At 70.8% G+C, this 18484-nt stretch carries 13 protein-coding genes and 1 pseudogene; 10 read left to right on the top strand and 4 right to left on the bottom strand.

The window, feature by feature from the left end:
- Nucleotides 1–84: 84 nt before the first annotated feature.
- The 7 genes from ABZT93_RS01750 to ABZT93_RS01780 all read left to right on the top strand — a co-directional run bounded on the left by ABZT93_RS01750 (nt 85) and on the right by ABZT93_RS01780 (nt 10998).
- Nucleotides 85–1854, top strand: a complete 1770-nt coding sequence (locus tag ABZT93_RS01750; protein WP_356098399.1) for a protein kinase — start codon at nt 85–87, stop codon at nt 1852–1854.
- A 275-nt stretch (nt 1855–2129) separates the two neighbouring features.
- The gene (locus tag ABZT93_RS01755; RefSeq protein WP_356097324.1) at nt 2130–3788 is read left to right on the top strand and encodes a serine/threonine-protein kinase; all 1659 of its coding nucleotides are present in this window, start codon (nt 2130–2132) and stop codon (nt 3786–3788) included.
- 75 nt (nt 3789–3863) lie between these two features.
- Nucleotides 3864–5435, top strand: coding sequence for a serine/threonine-protein kinase (locus tag ABZT93_RS01760; RefSeq protein WP_356097327.1), 1572 nt, complete (start codon nt 3864–3866; stop codon nt 5433–5435).
- A 77-nt stretch (nt 5436–5512) separates the two neighbouring features.
- The gene (locus ABZT93_RS01765) at nt 5513–6442 is read left to right on the top strand and encodes a DUF3710 domain-containing protein (protein WP_356097329.1); all 930 of its coding nucleotides are present in this window, start codon (nt 5513–5515) and stop codon (nt 6440–6442) included.
- Nucleotides 6443–6488: 46 nt separating this feature from the next.
- Nucleotides 6489–7451, top strand: a complete 963-nt coding sequence (locus ABZT93_RS01770; RefSeq protein WP_356097332.1) for a serine/threonine-protein kinase — start codon at nt 6489–6491, stop codon at nt 7449–7451.
- A 126-nt stretch (nt 7452–7577) separates the two neighbouring features.
- Nucleotides 7578–9191, top strand: coding sequence for a succinic semialdehyde dehydrogenase (locus ABZT93_RS01775; protein ID WP_356097334.1), 1614 nt, complete (start codon nt 7578–7580; stop codon nt 9189–9191).
- Nucleotides 9192–9219: 28 nt separating this feature from the next.
- Entirely contained in the window at nt 9220–10998 is a 1779-nt protein-coding gene (locus ABZT93_RS01780) for a GMC family oxidoreductase (RefSeq protein ID WP_356097336.1), read from the top strand.
- Nucleotides 10999–11096: 98 nt separating this feature from the next.
- Here the strand turns inward: ABZT93_RS01780 and ABZT93_RS01785 are convergent, their stop codons facing one another.
- Nucleotides 11097–12128 carry an LPXTG cell wall anchor domain-containing protein gene (locus tag ABZT93_RS01785; protein ID WP_356097338.1) on the bottom strand — a complete coding sequence of 344 codons (1032 nt, stop codon included), beginning with the start codon at nt 12126–12128 and terminating at the stop codon, nt 11097–11099.
- Between the two features lie 214 nt (nt 12129–12342).
- Between ABZT93_RS01785 and ABZT93_RS01790 the strand changes: the two genes are divergently transcribed.
- Nucleotides 12343–13449, top strand: a complete 1107-nt coding sequence (locus ABZT93_RS01790) for a hypothetical protein (protein ID WP_356097339.1) — start codon at nt 12343–12345, stop codon at nt 13447–13449.
- A gap of 607 nt (nt 13450–14056) precedes the next feature.
- Here ABZT93_RS01790 and ABZT93_RS01795 read toward each other — a convergent pair.
- Nucleotides 14057–14227, bottom strand: a pseudogene (locus tag ABZT93_RS01795) (chorismate mutase); the annotation flags it as partial.
- 261 nt (nt 14228–14488) lie between these two features.
- On the opposite strand from ABZT93_RS01795, the gene guaA reads away from it, so the two are divergent.
- Complete coding sequence (gene guaA / locus ABZT93_RS01800; RefSeq protein WP_356097341.1) at nt 14489–16066, top strand: glutamine-hydrolyzing GMP synthase; 1578 nt, start codon at nt 14489–14491, stop codon at nt 16064–16066.
- A gap of 14 nt (nt 16067–16080) precedes the next feature.
- Here guaA and ABZT93_RS01805 read toward each other — a convergent pair whose 3' ends face one another.
- Nucleotides 16081–16548 (bottom strand): pyridoxamine 5'-phosphate oxidase family protein, encoded by a 468-nt coding sequence (locus tag ABZT93_RS01805; RefSeq protein WP_356098402.1) that lies wholly within the window; start codon nt 16546–16548, stop codon nt 16081–16083.
- Between the two features lie 165 nt (nt 16549–16713).
- On the opposite strand from ABZT93_RS01805, the gene ABZT93_RS01810 reads away from it, so the two are divergent.
- Nucleotides 16714–17520, top strand: coding sequence for a class II aldolase/adducin family protein (locus ABZT93_RS01810; RefSeq protein ID WP_356097344.1), 807 nt, complete (start codon nt 16714–16716; stop codon nt 17518–17520).
- Here ABZT93_RS01810 and ABZT93_RS01815 read toward each other — a convergent pair.
- Nucleotides 17517–18422, bottom strand: coding sequence for a DUF4429 domain-containing protein (locus ABZT93_RS01815; protein ID WP_356097347.1), 906 nt, complete (start codon nt 18420–18422; stop codon nt 17517–17519). The two genes, ABZT93_RS01810 and ABZT93_RS01815, sit on opposite strands and share 4 nt — an antisense overlap.
- Nucleotides 18423–18484 lie beyond the last annotated feature (62 nt).

The raw sequence follows: 18484 nt of genomic DNA on the forward strand, positions 1-18484 counted from the left end.
CCTTGACGCCCCCCTGGTTCCCCTCGGCGCGGGCCGGTCCTTAGTCTGACTGCGTCAAGAGCATTGCGGGGAAACGTGAATCAGATGCAGGGCCTGCTCCTCGCGGGGCGCTACCGGCTCGCCGACCCGATAGGCAAGGGCGGCATGGGCCGGGTCTGGCGTGCCCACGACGAGGTGCTGCACCGGGCCGTGGCGATCAAGGAGCTGACCGCCGCGCTCTACGTTTCCGAGAGCGACCAGGCCGTTCTGCTCGCCCGTACCCGTGCCGAGGCCCGCGCGGCCGCCCGGATCAACCACTCGGCGGTCGTCACCGTGCACGACGTGCTCGACCACGACGGGCGGCCCTGGATCGTGATGGAGCTGGTCGAGGGCCGCTCCCTGGCCGACGCCGTCAAGGAGGACGGCCGGATCGAGGCGCGTGAGGCGGCCCGGATCGGGCTGTGGGTGCTGCGGGCCCTGCGCGCCGCGCACTCCGCCGGGGTCCTGCACAGGGATGTGAAACCCGGCAACGTCCTCCTCGCGCGGGACGGCCGCGTCCTGCTCACCGACTTCGGGATCGCCCAGATCGAGGGCGACACCACCATCACCCGCACCGGAGAGGTCGTCGGCTCGGTCGACTACCTCGCGCCCGAGCGGGTCCGCGGCGCCGACCCCGGCCCGTCCGCCGACCTGTGGGCGCTCGGTGCCACGCTGTACACGGCGGTCGAGGGACGGTCGCCGTTCCGCCGGACGACCCCGCTGACAACGATGCAGGCCGTCGTCGACGAGGAACCCGCCGAGCCGGTGAGCGCCGGTCCGCTCGGGCCCGTCATAGCCGCCCTGCTGCGCAAGGACCCCGCCGTGCGGCCCGGCGCGGCCGCGGCCGAGCAGATGCTCGCCGAGGCGGCGGAGGGACGGCGGCCGAACGCGGCCCAGGCGTATGTGCCGACGCAACATGGGGGTTCCCACCAGGGGCCGGGGGCGCACAGCGGCTCCCGCAGTGGGCTCGGCACACCGACCGCGGGCACACCGGTCGGCGGAACGTCGTACCCGTCAGCCGCGGGACCGTCGTACACCTCGGCCACCGGGCCGTCCTACCCGTCGGCCACGGGACCGTCGTACTCCTCGGGCTCGGGCCCGACGTACCACTCGGGTACGCCGTACGGCCAGGTCGCCACTCCCACGGTCGCCGGCCCGCCGAACCACACCGGCAGGCCCCCGGCCGCGCCGCCCAGGCGCCGTCGGCTGCGTTCCGTCGCGCTCATGATCGCGCTCGCCGCGGTCGTCAGCGCCGGGACCGCGGTCGCCCTGCAGAAGTGGGACGAGGGGCGGGACACCGGCGGTACCTCGGCCTCGTCGAGCACCTCGCCCAGCCCCACGCCGAGCCGGGCCACGGCTGGGGTTCCGGCCGGTTGGGAGCGGCGCAACGACCCCGTGGGGTTCAGTGTCTCCTTGCCCAAGGGGTGGAAGCGGTCCGTCTCCATCGACCAGGACGGCCTTCGGCAGGTCGACTACTCGCCCGACAAGGGCAAGCACCTCGTGCGGATCGCCGTCGACACCGCGCCGGACTTCAGCACCGCGTACGAGCACATGAGCAACTTGGAACAGCGGGTCTCAAAGCTGCAGCATTACAAGCGGCTGAGCCTCAAGGAGGAGCTTTTCCGCGACCTGCCGGGCGTCCGTTGGGAGTACAAGTGGGACGCACTGGCCAAAGACCCGCCGCACTACTTCGCGGGGCCCTACCGTGCGATCGACGTCGGGTACGTGGACGGTGACGGCACCGAGTACGCCATCTACGCGGCTTCGCCGGCCGACGACTGGCCTACCACCAGAAAGCAGTTCGACTGGATCCTGCGGGGTTTCCAGGAGGGGTGATCTGCGTGGAACAGAAGGTTCCGCTGTCGGGTGGAGGGGGCGTCAAACGTCTCTGTCCGCCCGGCCCGACGGGTCACGCATGCCGACGAACCGACCGCACGGCGGCGGGCGTCGTGGCGCCGCGCCATTGCGGTGGCCGTGTCGAGCCGGTCCAGCACGGTCCGCGCGCCTGGGCCTGAGTCCCCTGGAGTGTGCATCTGCTGTCCCGGGGCGGAGGCGTACTTGGCCGGTCACCGCCCCGGAAGGCGTCCGTACGTTGCGGCATGATGAGGCGCATGGGGACCGAGGGGGCCAACTTCCTTGTGATCGCGGGGCGTTACCGTCTCGAAGCGAAGCTCGGTCATGGTGGCATGGGTGTCGTGTGGCGGGCCACGGACCAGTTGCTCGGGCGAGGTGTGGCGGTCAAGGCGCTTCCCCTGGACGAGACGTTCTCCGCGGAAGAGGCCAGGTGGCAGCGTGAGCGCACCCTGCGGGAGGCGCGTGCGGTCGTGCAGTTGCGCCACCCGAACATCATCGTCGTCCACGATGTCATCGAGCACGACGAACGCCCCTACATGGTCATGGAGTTGATCGACGGAGGCTCCCTCGCCGACCGTCTCGCGGCGAACGGCCCGGTCGACGCCGCCGAGGCCGCCCGGGTCGGCGGCGACCTGCTGAGCGCGCTGCACACCGCCCACGCGGCCGGGGTTCTGCACCGCGACATCAAGCCGGCGAACGTCCTCATCGAGTCCGGCACCGGCCGGGTCGTCCTCACTGACTTCGGTATCGCTCAAGTCGCAGGCGCCACCACGCTCACCGAAAGCGGATCCTTCGTCGGTTCGCCCGAGTACACCGCCCCCGAGCGGATGACCGGCGTCCGGACCGGACCCGAGTCCGACCTGTGGTCGGTGGGTGCGCTGCTATGTGCGGCGCTGAGTGGGGAGTCGCCGTTCCGCCGCGACTCGTTGGGCGGCACCGTGCACGCCGTCGTCATCGACGAGATCCGGCCGCCCGCGCAGGCCGCGCCCCTGCTTCCGGTCGTACGGGGACTGCTGGAGCGGGATCCCGAGCGCCGGCTGGACGCCGTGGAGGCGGAGCGGATGCTGCGGGCCTTCCTGGAGACGGGCCGCACGCCGCCGCGCCGGGCCCCTGAGCGGGCGTACACGCCGACCCGGCGGGATCTTCCGCTACGGCGTTCCCCCGAGCCGGAGCGGTCGAGGAGCCGGGGGTTCATTGCGCCGGTGCGGTCGAGGCGAGGCGTGCTCACGGCGGCGCTGCTGGTCGCCGTGATGGTGGGAGCGGGGGTGTCGGCGGCGGTGCTGCTGACGGACCGGGGCGGCCGGGACGGGGGTACGACGGCGGGCAGTTCGGCACCCGGTACGCCCGGTACGCCCGGTACGCCCGGGACGGCCGGTGGTCCGGTGCCGGGGACGCCCGGCAGTTCGGCGCCCGGGACGTCCGCGAGCGGCACCACCGGAACGGCGAAGCCCGCACCCACCGCCACCCTGCCCTCCGCCCCCTCCGGCTACCACGTCGCCCGGGACCCCGCCGGGTTCGCGCTCGCCGTGCCCGACGGGTTCACCCGTGAGCCGCAGGGGGAGCGGGTCTTCTACCTGTCCTCCGGCGACACCTTCCGCCTCGGCGTCAAGGTCACCGATCCCCGACCCGGCGGCCCACTGGGTGTGATGCGGCGCGCGGCCGCCAAGGGCCCCGAGGCCAATCCCGGTTACCGCGACGGCCGGGTCACCTCGCTCACGCACCGCGGACACCCCGCCGCGCTCTGGGAGTTCACCTGGGACGGCTTCAGCGCGGCCGAGGGCGCCCGGCACACCTACGACCTGTGCTGGGAGGAGGGCGGGCGGCTGTACGACGTGTGGGTGTCTGCTCCGGTCGGGAAGGTGCGGGAGGCCAAGGAGCACTTCGACGTGGCGGTCGACACCTTCACGGCGCCGTAGGGATACGTCACGGGTGTGTGACCGGAATGCATCACCTCTGGATGCCTGCGTGCCTGGCGCGATATGGATGAACCCATGAGCAGCAGCGGGGGAGTCGGCCACGAGTCCGACGAGACGACGAGTTATGTTCTGCAACCTCCCAGGCCCCCTCAGCAGGAGTCGGGCGTCGGCCGGCTCATCGCGGGCCGGTACCGGCTGCTCGCCAAGCTCGGGCACGGTGGCATGGGTACGGTGTGGCGGGCCAAGGACGAGACGGTGGACCGCGAGGTGGCCGTGAAGGAGCCCCGTGTCCCGGATCATCTTCCTGAACGCGAACGAGGCAACGCCTTCGAGCGCATGCGGCGGGAGGCGCGGGCCGCGGCCCGGCTCGATCACCCCTCGGTCGTGAACGTGCATGACGTGGCCGTCGTGGACGGCCGGCCGTGGATCGTGATGGAGCTGGTGCAGGGCCGTTCGCTGGGCGACGCCTTGCAGGAGGGCACCCTCGGGGCGCGGGAAGCGGCGAGAATCGGCCTCGAGGTGCTCGGCGCGTTGGAGGCCGCGCACGCGGCGGGCATCCTGCACAGGGATGTGAAACCGGACAACGTCCTGCTCGGCCGTTACGACCGGGTCGTCCTCACGGACTTCGGCATCGCGCAGATCGAGGGCGAGACCAACCTGACCGACACCGGCGGCTTCGTCGGCTCGCCCGAGTTCATCGCCCCCGAACGGGTGCTGGGCCAGCGTCCTGGTCCCGCCTCCGATCTCTGGTCCCTCGGCGTGGTCCTGTACGCGGCGACGGAGGGCGTCTCGCCGTTCCGCCGCAGCAACACCCCCGCGACCCTCCAGTCCGTCCTCAACGCCACGCCCGCCCCGCCCGCCTCGGCGCTGGGCCCGCTTGCCGACGCCATCAACGGGCTCCTCCAGAAGGACCCGGCGCGGCGGCCGAACGCGGCGCAGGTCAGGGCGCTCCTGGAGGCCACCGCCAATCCGCCCGTCCCGGAGCCCACCCAGATCGTGCGGACCGTCGAGGTGCCGGGGGGCGGGGGTCTCCGGCTGGGCCGCAAGACGTGGCTGGGGCTCGGCGCCGCGGTCGTCGTGGCAGCGCTGGCGGCGTACCTGGTGATCGCGGACCCCTTCGCGGGACCGCTGCCGGACGGCTGGACGAAGAAGCACACCAAGGACGTGGCCGCGACGGCGGTGGTGCCGAAGGACTACCAGCCCACCACGCCCGACCGGAAGACGGACAAGACCCACTGGATCACGTACTCCGACTACAGCGGCAGCATATGGATCGGCCTGCGCCTGGACCGGAAGGCCGAGGACACCGCGAACAACATCGCGGGCTCCGCGGCGGCCGAGATGTACGACGACGACAGCAGGTTCAAGGAGAGCGGCGACTACGACCTCGGCATGCCGGAGGCGCCGAAGACCCGCCCCGAGGAGAAGACGTACCAGGGCAGGAAGGCCGCCGGGACCACGGTCACGTACACCACCACGGACAGCCAGAACCCCCGCCCGCGCGAAGTCCAGATCTTCTACTACCGGACCACCACCGGCGACATGTACAAGCTCACGGTCAGCTATCCCGGCAAGGGAGACTTCACGGAGAGGGGGCGGGAGGTGGCACGGACGGCCATCGCGAACCTGGGGGTGGACCGCCTCTGACAGGATTCCGATCGATCTGAGCGGTCGCAGAGTTCGTCTCCGCTCGCAGGCCGAGGCAGCGGTTCGGGGGTTGTGCCATGGGCGAGGCAAGTAGCGCGGCACGCGCCGTCGTTGCGCAGTTCCGGCGCGACGGGTTCGTCGGGCCGGAGAGCGCGGAGCGTGCGGAGTTCGACGTCTGGGACCGGATGACCGCGGGCCGGGTCCTGCTCCTCGCCGTTCAACTATTGCTCAAACTGCGTGAGGAGGACGGGCGGAACGATCTCGGCCGTCCGGTGCCCGGACTGGACGAGGAAGAAGCGGGGCTGATGATCAGGGCCCTGCTGAAGGACGCGACGGCCGTTCCAGAGACCTCACGACGTGAGCTGATCACCCTCGACAGGCTGCTGGGGCTGCTGGTCTCCGTGATCGCCGAGGAGTCGCTGTCCGAGGAAGATGTGGACGCCCTGCTGGAGGCCTCGGAGGAGAGCCGGCTTGACGTCGGACCGTGGGACGTGAGTGACGACCGTCGGCCGCAGAGCGGCGAACTGCTGGATCTCGGGGGCCTGTTGGTGCCGACGGAGCCCGGTCTGAAGATCGAGCTCATGTCGTCGCGACGGGACGGCTCCCTCGTCGGCGTCACTCTCATCCGCGGCCGGACCGCGATCCAGCTCCAGGCGTTCCGAGCGCTCGGAGACACCTCCTGGGCGACCGTCCGTGAGGATCTGGCCCGCAAGATCCGCGGCTGGGGCGGCACCGCGGAGGTACGCGTCGGCCCCGCAGGGGCCGAACTCCAGGCCGTCGTGCGGATCCAGGGACCTCCCGGCAAGGACCGTCAGACCGCGCGGGTGCTGGGCCACGACGGTCCGGGGTGGATTCTGCGCGCCTTCGTGACGGGCGTCGGCGCGGAGCCCGACAGCACCGAGGAGTGGCCCTACGACACCCTTCAGGGGACCGTCGTCCGTATGTCCGCCGAGCACCAGGGCACCGACACCCCCATCCGGTTGCGCCGGCCGGAGTCCGGTGTCTGAGCCCGCCGCTTAGACAAGGGCATGACGCGCACGGTACTCATGTGCCATGAGCGAAGACGGCGAACAACCGCCCGACGGACGTCTGGTCGGGGGGCGGTACCGGCTCGCCGAGCGGGTCGGCTCCGGGGTGAACGGCACCGTGTGGCGGGCTTTCGACGAGCAGGGCGAGCGGTACGTCGCCGTCAAGGAGCCCCGTCCGACCGGGGATCCGCAGGACGAGGAAGGGCGGCGGGCCGTGCACCGGGTGGTGCATGAGGCGCGGGCCGCGGCACGGGTCGACCATCCGGCCGCCGTCGCCATCCACGACGTACTCCTCGACGACGAACTGCCCTGGATCGTCATGGAGTTGGTGGAAGGCGAGCCGCTGGACGCGGCTCTGGCGCGGCGTGGGCCGCTGGCGGACGCCGAGGCCGCCCGGATCGGGCTCGCGGTCCTCGGTGCGCTGCACGCCGCCCACGGCGTCGGCATCGTCCATCGCGATCTCAAGCCGTCCAACGTCCTCCTCGAAGCGGTGAGCGGACGCGTCGTCGTCACCGACTTCGGGATCGGCGGTGCCGGGCACGCGGATGGGCGGGAGACCTCTGCCGGGTTCGCCGCCCCGGAGTGCGTGTCGGGGCCCGGCGCCGGGCCCGCTTCTGATCTGTGGTCGCTCGGCGCGGTGCTCCGGACGGCGGTGGCGGACGCGCGGTCCGGTCTGCTGGGGCCGTTACTGGAGCGGCTCCTCGACTCCCGCCCGGAGGGTCGGCCGACGGCTCAGGAGGCCGCCCGGGTGCTGGCCGAGGCCGCCGGGGCGAGCTCGCCGGAGTGGGCCCTGGAAGCGGCCGCGCCCGGTGCCGGACAGGGCTTCGGCGGACGGACCACGACCACGGCCCCCGCAACAAACCCCGCGGTCTCCGCGGCCGACCTCCACGACCCGTCCGGCGATCCGGTGACCGCTCCCGAACCGCGGCGCCTCTCCGCCCTGTCCGCCTTCGCCCTCCTCCTCCAGAAAAAACCCGAACGCGGCTGATCATCCCCACCCAACCCCCTGATCAGCACATTCATCGCCAGCTATCACTGGCAAGGTGTGTGTACGTCGTGAACGCCCGTTACCGACGGGTACCCAAAGGCTCCCGTCCCGAATACCCTGCGGCTCATGACGGACGCGCAGGCCCCGGCCAAGACCGGCACGAACCCCCTCGCCCCCGCCCCGGAGGGCGCCCGTACCGCGGCCGACGTGGTCACCCCGGAGCTGGTCGCCCAGCTCACCAAGGGGGTGACCGGGTCCGGCCGTACCGCCAACCACACGCCGTTCACCGGCGAGAAGCTGGCCGACCTGCCCGAGTCCACCCCCGAGGACGTGGAGAAGGCCTTCGAGGCGGCCCGCCGGGCGCAGGCGGTGTGGGAGCGGACTCCCGTACGGCAGCGCGCGGCCGTCCTGCTCCGCTTCCACGACCTGATCCTGGAGCGCCAGGCGGAGGTCCTCGACCTCATCCAGCTGGAGACCGGCAAGGCCCGCCTGCACGCCCACGAGGAGGTGCAGGCGGTCGCCGTGGCGGCCCGGCACTACGGCCGCAAGGCACCGGCCTATCTGAGGCCGAAGCGGCACACCGGGGCCGTGCCCACCCTCACCAAGGTCACCGAGCTGCGTCACGCGCGCGGTGTCGTCGGCCAGATCGCCCCCTGGAACTACCCGCTGGAGCTGTCCGTCGGCGACGCGCTCCCCGCCTTCGTCGCGGGCAACGCCGTGGTGATGAAGCCGGACACCGAGACCTGCCTGACCGCGCTGTGGGCCCGTGACCTGCTCGTCGAGGCCGGGCTGCCCGCCGAGGTCTTCCAGGTCGTCCTCGGTGAGGGTCCCGTCGTCGGCCCCGAGGTCGTCCGGCACGCCGACTACGTCTCCTTCACCGGCTCCACCCGCACCGGGCGCGAGGTCGCCCAGGGCGCGGCCGCCCGCCTGGTCGGCGTCTCCCTCGAACTCGGCGGCAAGAACGCCATGCTGGTCCTGGAGGACGCCGACATCGAGAAGGCCGCCGCCGGTGCCGTCCGCGCCTGCTTCTCCTCGGCCGGCCAGCTCTGCATCTCCATCGAGCGGTTGTACGTCCACGAGTCGATCGCGGACGCGTTCGTCGAGCGTTTCGCCACCCGTACCAAGGCCATGCGGCTCGGTACCTCCCTCGCCTACGGCGCCGACATGGGCTCCCTGGTCGGGGAGCGGCAGCTGGAGACCGTCACCCGGCATGTCGAGGAGGCCGTCTCCAAGGGGGCGAAGGTCGTCGCCGGTGGGGTCGCCCGCCCGGACGTCGGCCCGTACTTCTTCGAGCCGACCATCCTCGACGGCGTCACCGAGCCGATGGCCGTGTGCGCCGAGGAGACCTTCGGGCCGGTCGTCTCCATCTACCGGTTCAAGACCGAGGATGAGGCGGTCGAGCTCGCCAACTCCACGCCGTACGGGCTGAATTCGTCGGTGTGGACGAAGGACGGCAAGCGGGGCCGTGAGATCGCCTCCCGGGTGCGGGCCGGCACCGTCAACGTCAACGAGGGATACGCCTCCGCCTACGGCAGCGTCCAGTCCCCGATGGGCGGCATGAAGGACTCCGGCCTCGGCCGCCGGCACGGCTCCGAGGGCATCCTCAAGTACACCGAGGCCCAGACGGTCGCCCAGCAGCGGCTGCTGCCGATGGCGCCCTCGCTCGGGATGGACGACGAGAAGTACGCGCAGTTCATGAGCCGGAGCCTGAAGGTGATGAAGGCCCTCCGTTTCAAGTAGAAACCTCCGTTCTCGACGAGGAGAGCACGTGCCACAGGACACCTACGACTACGACGTCATCGTCGTCGGCTCCGGCTTCGGCGGCAGTGTCACCGCCCTTCGCCTGACCGAGAAGGGCTACCGCGTAGGTGTCCTGGAAGCCGGTCGCCGTTTCACCCGCGAGACCCTCCCCAGGAACTCCTGGGACCTGAAGAACTACCTCTGGGCGCCGAAACTCGGCATGTTCGGTATCCAGCGCATCCATCTGCTGGGCAACGTCATGGTCCTCGCGGGGGCGGGCGTCGGCGGCGGCTCCCTCAACTACGCCAACACCCTTTACGTCCCCCCGAAGCCCTTCTTCGAGGACCCGCAGTGGCGTGACATCACGGACTGGCAGGAGGAGCTCAAGCCGTACTACGACCAGGCCCGCCGCATGCTCGGGGTACGGCTCAACCCGACGATGACCCCCTCCGACGTCCACCTGAAGGCGGCCGCCGAACGGATGGGCGTCGGCGACACCTTCCACATGGCCCCGGTCGGCGTGTTCTTCGGGGACGGCGAGGACGCGGACGGCACCGCCAAGGCCACCCCCGGTGAGCAGGTGAACGACCCCTACTTCGGCGGCGCGGGCCCGGCCCGCAAGGCCTGCATCGAGTGCGGCGAGTGCATGACCGGCTGCCGGCACGGCGCCAAGAACACCCTGAACGAGAACTACCTCTACCTCGCCGAGAAGGCGGGCGCGGTCGTCCACCCCCTCACCACCGTCGTGTCGGTCACCGACGACTCCCAGGGCGGCTACGCGATCGCGACCCTGCCCACCGACGACCGCCGCAAGGCGGAGGGCCGCACCTTCAAGGCCCGCAAGGTCGTCATCGCAGCCGGCACCTACGGCACCCAGACCCTCCTGCACCGCATGAAGGAGGGCCGCCAACTGCCGTACATCTCGGACCGGTTGGGCGAGCTCACCCGCACCAACTCCGAGGCCCTGGTCGGCGCCCAGACCGACAACCGCCGCTACCGCAGGGCGACCGGCGTGCCGAAGGTCGACTTCACCCAGGGCGTCGCCATCACCTCGTCCATCCATCCGGACGAGAACACCCACATCGAGCCGGTCCGCTACGGCAAGGGCTCCAACTCGATGGGCGGCCTCTCCATCCTCCAAGTGCCCTACGCCGAGGGCTCGTCGAGGGTCATGGCCTGGCTGGCGAACGCCGCGAAGCACCCGCTGCTCGTGCTGCGCTCCCTGTCCAACCGCCGCTGGTCGGAGCGGACCATCATCGGACTGGTCATGCAGTCGCTGGACAACTCCCTGACGACGTACCTGAAACCGGACGGCGTCGGCAAGGGCCTGCTCACCGCACGGCAGGGCCACGGCGCCCCCAACCCCAAGCAGATCAGGGCGGCTTCGGAGAGCGCCTCCGTGATCGCCGCCGACATCAACGGCTTCGCCGGCTCGAACGTCGGCGAGCTGATGGGCACCCCGCTCACCGCCCACTTCCTCGGCGGCTGCCCCATCGGCTCCTCCCGCGACACCGGCGTCATCGACCCGTACCACCGGCTCTACGGCCACCCCGGGATCTCGGTCGTCGACGGCGCCGCGGTCTCCGCGAACCTCGGCGTGAACCCCTCGCTGACGATCACCGCGCAGGCCGAGCGGGCGATGTCGTACTGGCCCAACAAGGGCGAGGAAGACCCGCGTCCGGCGCAGGGCGAGGCGTACGTCCGTCTCGGCGCCGTCGAGCCCAAGTCGCCGGCGGTCCCTGCGGAGGCCTTCGGCGCGCTGAAGCTGCCGTTCCTGGGGATGCCGGCGGTCCCGAAGAAGTCGTAGCGCCGAAAGGGCGGAGGAAAAGGAGAAGGACCCGCACCCCCCTCCGAGTGCGGGTCCTTCTCCTTTCCTGCGTCAGGCCGTGCTCACCGCGCTACGACTCAGGCGTGGGCGCCGGCCGCACCCTTGCGCCGCTTCACCGCGAAGACCACACCGGTGCCGGCGACGACGGCGAATCCGCCGACGAGGCCGAGGACCGGCAGGGCCGAGCTCGAACCGGTCTCGGCGAGCTGGCCGTCCACGTCGACGTCGTTGACGTCGGAGATGGGGCTCTTGCCGCCGGTCTGCGGCTTGGCGTCGCCCGGCTTGCCGGCGTCGGAGCCGGCCGGCAGGACCTCGAAGTAGTAGATGCCCATGTTCTCGTCGTCGGAGATCCAGCAGCCCTGGTCGTCCGAGTACTCGGCGAGACCGATGGCGATGCCGATCGCGCTCGGAACCTCACGGTCGACCTTCACCCGCAGCTGGTAGCTGAGGGAGTCGCCGCCGTCGAGGTCGAAGGCGTTGAACGAGCCGCCCTCGCCGAACTGCGTGGCCACGTCGACCCAGGCACCGCCCTGCTTCACCTGCACGGTGACCAGGTCGCTGTAGTCCTTCTCGAAGTCCCAGTCGACCGCCCCGACACCGACGATGGGCTGAATGTCCTTGATCGTCTCGTCGCCGGAGTTGCTGACGTTGAACTTGAAGTTCGTCCAGCCGCTGCCCGCCACGATGCTGTCGGGCAGCCCGGTCAGCGAGCTGTGCAGCACGTCGCTGTCGTTGATGACCGGGGCGTCCTCCTCGTCGTCGATCTCGCACTCGTCGATCGGCTCGCCGCTCTCGCTCGCGGAAGGGCTGGCGCTGGTGGTGGGCGAGCCGGACGCGGTGGTGGACGGGCTGCTGCTGGCGGTGGCCGAGCTGGACGCGCTGGTCGTCGGGCTGCTGTCGGCGGGCGTGGTCGCCGGGTCCGCCGGGGTCGACGCCGGGTCCGCCGGAGTGCTCGCCGGGTCCGTCGGCGTGTTCTCGCCGGCGGGCGTGCTCTCGGTCGCGGTCGGCGTGGGGGACTCGTCCGCGAAGGCGCTCGGCGCGGCGAACAGGGCCAGCGGCGCTATCGCGGCGGTCGCGGCCGCGGCGGCCAGTGCACGACGAAGCTTCATGAAGACCTCGGAAGTCAGGTGTGCCGCACTGTCCGCGGCACGCGTCAGGGAGAGGCCTCCGCGTGTGGGGCGCGGGTGGGGCCCGTTGTTCGTGAGGTTTGATCCACGACACCTGTGAAAGGTTGTGCAGGCATTCACAGAAAACTTATGTGGGCTGAGTCACACATGGGTTCTCCTTGTGAACGGGCTTTCCCAGGCCCTAGAACTGACCGACGTGTCAGAAGACCCCAAGATCCCCGACGACGTCTGGGAACAGTTCGCCCGTGACTCCGAGCGGGACATCCGAGCCTCCGCCCCCAAGGAACCCTCGGCGCGGGCCCGTGAGGTGACGGAGCGTCTGCGGCGACAGGAAGCGCGCGGCGAACTGCCGGAGGGCTGGCGTACCGGGCCGGCCCGGCAGGAGAAGAAGAGCCGAAGGGGTCTGTGGGGGGTCCTCGGGGTCGCCGTCGCGGTCGTGGTCGCCGTCGTCGCGGTGAAGCCCTCGCTGGTGCCGGGCGACCCCTTCGGTGGGGGGACCTCCTCCGAGGCCGCGTCCTCCCCGTTGCCGCAGGAGACGGCGGCGCCGACCGTCGCGCCCTCCGCCGAGCCGTCCCAGGTCCCCACCCTGGACGACCCGTTCGCCGGCTCGCCCGCCAAGCGCTGGGCCGACGGTGCCGCCGGGATCGCCGTACCGAAGGCGAAGGCCGTCGGCGGCCGGTCCGAGGCGACGGTCGAACAGGCGCTGAAGCTGACCAGGAAGCTCCTCGTCGAGTCCAACCTCGACCCGGCGACCCTGCGCGGCGCACGCCCCGAGGCGGCGCTCGATGTGCTGGACCCGCTGCAGAAGGACGTCCGCGGACTCCTGGAGGCCGGTCTGCGCAAGCCGGACGACAAGCACGATCCGCTGTGGATGTTCAGCCGCTTCGACCCCAAGGAGGTCCGGCCGGTCGGTGACGTGGTGAAGACCCGGGGCCGTATGACCTTCAAGGCCGGCGAGCACTCCTCGGTCGCCGTGCACGCCGACTACACCTTCGTCTACCCGGTCGTGCAGACCAACGGCTCCCCCGAGGTCACCCGCGCCATCATCCGACGCGTTCTCGACGTCGAGCTCCCCGACCCGGCCAAGTACCAGGTCACCCCGGGCAAACTCAGCGTCGTGCACTGGGACCAGGACATCAACAACTCGGCCTGCGAGGTGTACGACGGCTATCTGCACCCGTCGTTCAGCTCGGCCGAACCCTCGGGACCGGACCCCACCGGACCGACCTCGGACCCGTACGACCGCAGCAAGCCCCTCGACGCGACCCGCGACAAGAGCTGCGGAACGGTCTCCCGGCTCTGACCGTTCCTGGGCGTGTGTGCTCCTCGGCGAGCAGTTGCGACCCCTGGATCCGGGCGTGCGAAGGGCCCCGCGGGACGGATCCGCGGGGCCCTTCTTTCGTCAGCACCGACGTCAGGGCAGCGCCGGTGCCTGGGAGCGGCGCCGGGGGGTTGCGCCGCTTGCTCTGTGTGCCGTTGCCACCCGATGTGCCCTCGGTCGGCGCCCCGGCGCACAAGGGGCGCACGGTTGGTCTGGACCTCTGGCAGTACGGTGACGCAGGACGAATGCGGTTGTCTGCGGAGGGACTTGGGGGCTTTCTAGGCATCGTGCTGGATGGACGCGGCCTCCGCAACCGTTTGACCCAGCCTTGTGCCGGTACTTGCCCCGCCGGTCGGCCCCGGGCGTCCCCGGAGCCGGCCGTCTCTTGGGTGACCGGGCTGCTGTCCCCTGCCGTCCGGTCACTTCCTGGAGCGAGGTCCCACGGCGCACGGCGTGATCCGTACGCCTCATCGCTCCAGCGAGCCACGCGTGGTTCTGTCGGGCCCGCCCCTGGCTGGCACGGACACCACCACCAACGAGGCGGTGCGCGACGCGGTCACGCGCCGTACGGGTGAGGTGTGGTCCGAACTCAGATGCGACCGCGGCACAGTTCGAGCAGCGTCATGGCGAGGGAGGTGCCGGGCCTGCCGAGGGCCTCGCGGTAGCGGCCGAGGATCTCCATCTCGCGGGCGAGGTGGACCCGTCGGCCGCCGGAGCCGATACGGGTCCGCTGGACGACGGACGAGACGGCCATCCGTTCAGGCGCCCCGGACCTTGTCGGCCCGGGGCGCCTGGGAAGTCGCTTGTCAGTTGCTCAAGCAGCACGACCATGGCAGCCGGCGGGCCGGGTGCCATAGGTAAACAGGAAGGTCGTCTGCGGAAGCATGGCAGCAGTATGCCGGGCCTGCGGGGGCTGTCCAAGCGGGTTCGTATCCTGAGACGCGCTCGGCCCCGAACCGGCCCCGCGGCTCCCGGTAGACTCGGCAGCACACACACCTTGCTCACCGCCGGAAGGCAACCCGTGTCATCAGCGAACCCCGCCGCCGCCCCCGACACCGTCCTGGTCGTCGACTTCGGTGCGCAGTACGCCCAGCTCATCGCCCGTCGTGTCCGCGAGGCCCGGGTCTACAGCGAGATCGTGCCGAGCACCATGCCGGTCGCGGAGATGCTCGCCAAGAACCCGGCGGCGATCATCCTCTCCGGCGGTCCCTCGTCGGTGTACGCGGAGGGCGCCCCGCGCCTGGACCGCGAGCTGTTCGAGGCCGGCGTCCCGGTCTTCGGCATGTGCTACGGCTTCCAGCTGATGGCCACCACCCTCGGCGGCACCGTCGACAACACCGGCGCGCGTGAGTACGGCCGTACGCCCCTGCACGTCTCGAAGTCCGGCTCCACCCTGTTCGAGGGCACCCCGGACGAGCAGTCGGTGTGGATGTCCCACGGCGACGCCTGCTCCGCCGCCCCCGAGGGCTTCACCGTGACCGCCTCCACGGACGTCGTCCCGGTCGCCGCCTTCGAGAACGACGAGAAGAAGCTCTACGGCGTCCAGTACCACCCCGAGGTCATGCACTCCACGCACGGCCAGCAGGTCCTGGAGCACTTCCTGTACCGCGGTGCCGGTCTGAAACCGGACTGGACCACCGGCAACGTCATCGAGGAGCAGGTCGCCGAGATCCGCTCGCGCGTCGGCGACAAGCGCGCGATCTGCGGTCTCTCCGGCGGTGTGGACTCCGCGGTGGCCGCGGCCCTCGTCGCACGCGCCATCGGCGACCAGCTGACCTGCGTGTACGTCGACCACGGCCTGATGCGCAAGGGCGAGACCGAGCAGGTCGAGAAGGACTTCGTGGCCGCGACCGGCGTGAAGCTGGTCGTCGTCGACGCGGAGGAACGCTTCCTGACCGCGCTCAAGGGCGTCTCCGACCCCGAGCAGAAGCGGAAGATCATCGGCCGGGAGTTCATCCGGGTCTTCGAGCAGGCCCAGGCCGAGATCATCGCGGACGAGGGTCCGGCGGTGGAGTTCCTCGTCCAGGGCACGCTCTACCCCGACGTCGTCGAGTCCGGCGGCGGCACCGGCACCGCCAACATCAAGTCCCACCACAACGTGGGCGGCCTTCCCGAGGACCTCGAGTTCCAGCTCATCGAGCCACTGCGGAAGCTGTTCAAGGACGAGGTGCGGATGGTCGGCCAGGAGCTCGGGCTCCCCGACGAGATCGTCCAGCGCCAGCCGTTCCCCGGTCCCGGCCTCGGTATCCGCATCGTCGGCGAGGTCACCAAGGAGCGCCTGGACCTGCTGCGCGACGCCGACGCCATCGCCCGCGAGGAGCTCACCGCGGCCGGGCTCGACCGCGACATCTGGCAGTGCCCGGTGGTCCTGCTCGCGGACGTCCGCAGCGTCGGCGTCCAGGGCGACGGCCGCACCTACGGCCACCCGATCGTCCTTCGCCCGGTGTCGAGCGAGGACGCCATGACGGCCGACTGGTCGCGACTGCCGTACGACGTCCTCGCGAAGATCTCGACGCGGATCACCAACGAGGTGGCCGACGTCAACCGCGTGGTGCTCGACGTGACGTCGAAGCCGCCGGGGACGATCGAGTGGGAGTGAGCCCGCTGTGAGGCTCAGGCGCGTTTGATCGTGCGCAGGGGCTGACCGGGCTTCCAGACCCGGAGGACCAGGTACTTCTCGTCCTCGACGTAGGTCCGCACGACCTCCGTCAGCTCGGCACGGAAGAGGTGGAACGGCTCCGGCGGTTCCACCTCTGTCGTGTACGCCCCCTTGGTGTCGGCGTCCTCGACCTCGATCGCCCGCCCGGCGATCCGTACATCGCCCCCGCCCATGGACTGCCCCTCCCCGGGGTTCGCCTGGAGCGCGAACCGCGGATCTCTGCGCAGGTCCAGGGCCTTGAGCGAGTCCGGCATCATGCCGAACCACAGCTCACCGTTCAGGAAGCGGACCTCCAGGCCGGTGGTGCGGGGGGAGCCGTCCTTGCGGAGCGTGGCGAGGACGTGATGGGTGAAGGCGCCGAAGCGTGCCTCGACGGTCTTGGCCAGGTCGGGTTCCGTGGAGCTGAAAGCCGCCCAGTTCATGCCGGTGTTCATGCCGGTGTTCATGCCGATCAGTCTTCCGTCGATACCCGACATCTGCTGTCTGGTATCGACTGCGTGCGCCATCTTTACAAACCAACCCTGTTCTCTGGCGCTGACCGACGGTAACTTCCGCCCCGTAAAGCAACCCCAGTGCTGGAGGAGCACATGCACGAGACGCCCCTCGGGCCCACTCCGCCGATGCCGCTGCCCACCGACAAGCTGCAGTTCGCGATGCCGCCGATGCACGACTCCGTCGAGGAGGAACGCCGGCACCGCAAGGAGCGGCTCGCCGGCGCGCTGCGGATCTTCGGCCGGCTCGGCTTCGAGGACGGGGTGTCCGGGCACATCACCGCACGCGACCCGGAGTTCACCGACTGCTTCTGGGTCAACCCCTTCGGCATGCCGTTCAAGCACGTCACCGTGAGCGACCTCGTGCTCGCCAACTCCGACGGTCAGGTGCTCGACGGCCGCTACCACGTCAACCAGGCGGCCTTCACCGTGCACTCCCAGGTGCACGCCGCCCGCCCCGACGTCGTCGCCGTCGCCCACTGCCACTCGGTGCACGGGCGGGCACTGTCCGCCCTCGGTGAGCTCCTCGACCCGATCACCCAGGAGAGCTGCGCCTTCTACGAGGACCACGCCCTGTACGAGGCCTACACCGGCGTCGCCGTCGACGCCGAGGAGGGCCGCCGGATCGCCGCCGCACTCGGATCCCGGAAGGCGCTGGTGCTGCGCAACCACGGGCTGCTGACCGTCGGGGACTCGGTGGACGCGGCGGCCTGGTGGTTCCTGTCGATGGAACGGTCCAGCAAGGTGCAGCTGCTGGCCCGGGCGGCGGGACGGCCCGTGCTCATCGACCACCGGGCGGCCGTGGCGACCCGGGAGCAACTGGGCGGGGACCTGGTGGCGTGGATCAACTACCAGCCGATGTGGCAGGACATCAGCCGCAGCGAGCCGGACCTGTTGACCTAGAGCTGGAAACCCCGCAGCACCGCGGCCTTCGTCATCGCGAACTCCTCGTCCGTGAGCACTCCGTCCCGGTGCAGCTCGCCCAGCTCCCGCAGCCTGCGCAGGAGCACGTCGTGATGGTCGGCCGAAGGGGGAACGGCGGCCGCGGTGAGCCGGCGGCGGTGGGCGCGTTCGTCGTCGTAGGAGATGTCCCCGCGGGTGGACGGGTGCGGCAGCCGGGCCGTGACCGCCGTCGCGACTAGGGCCGTGAGCAGGTCGCGGCGGGTGCTGCCCCACAGGTCGAGGGCGTACGGGTCCTTCCCCGGCGGAAGTTTCGAGAAGGACGTCTCGCGGGTCACGAACCGCATGAAACCGTCCTCGTAACCCGAGTTGGGCAGCCACTCCACCTGGACGAGGTCACCGACATCGATGATCCGCGGGCCCGTCGCCCGCTTGACGCGGTCGGAGGTCTCCGCCCAGTCGATGCGGACCTGGCTGCCGTCGAAGGAGACCGTGCCGTCGGAGGAGCGCACCGAGACCGGGACCGGTGGGCCGGACAGCAGATATGTCTTCGTCGGCTCCTTCGGGATCTGGTCGAGGAGGAGGGCACGGCGGATCTCCTCGGCCACGTACTCGGCGACCCCGGCGCGGTCGACGTCCACGATCAGGCGGTACGGATCGGCCGGGTCCGGCAGGCGTCCGCCGGTCGCGTGCAGCAGCGGGTCCGCGCCCTCACGCAGCCGCATCCGCAGCCGGCCGCGCCTGCGTTCCGGCTCGAACGCCACGCCCGAAATGGCCTCCAAGGGCACGGCGACCTCGCCGTACGTCTGCCGGAACAGCGGCACGGAGCGGTGGAGTCCCGGCGTGATTCTGACCGTTGTGCCGTCGAAGACCCAGGTCCCGTCACGCTGGATGATCTCGGCCATACGGAAATTCTCGCAGCCGGGTCAACACGGCGGGCCCCCCTTCACCCGCGCTGACCACACCT

This window comes from Streptomyces sp. NPDC005303 (assembly GCF_040607335.1).
In the GTDB taxonomy this organism is placed as follows: Bacteria; Actinomycetota; Actinomycetes; order Streptomycetales; family Streptomycetaceae; genus Streptomyces.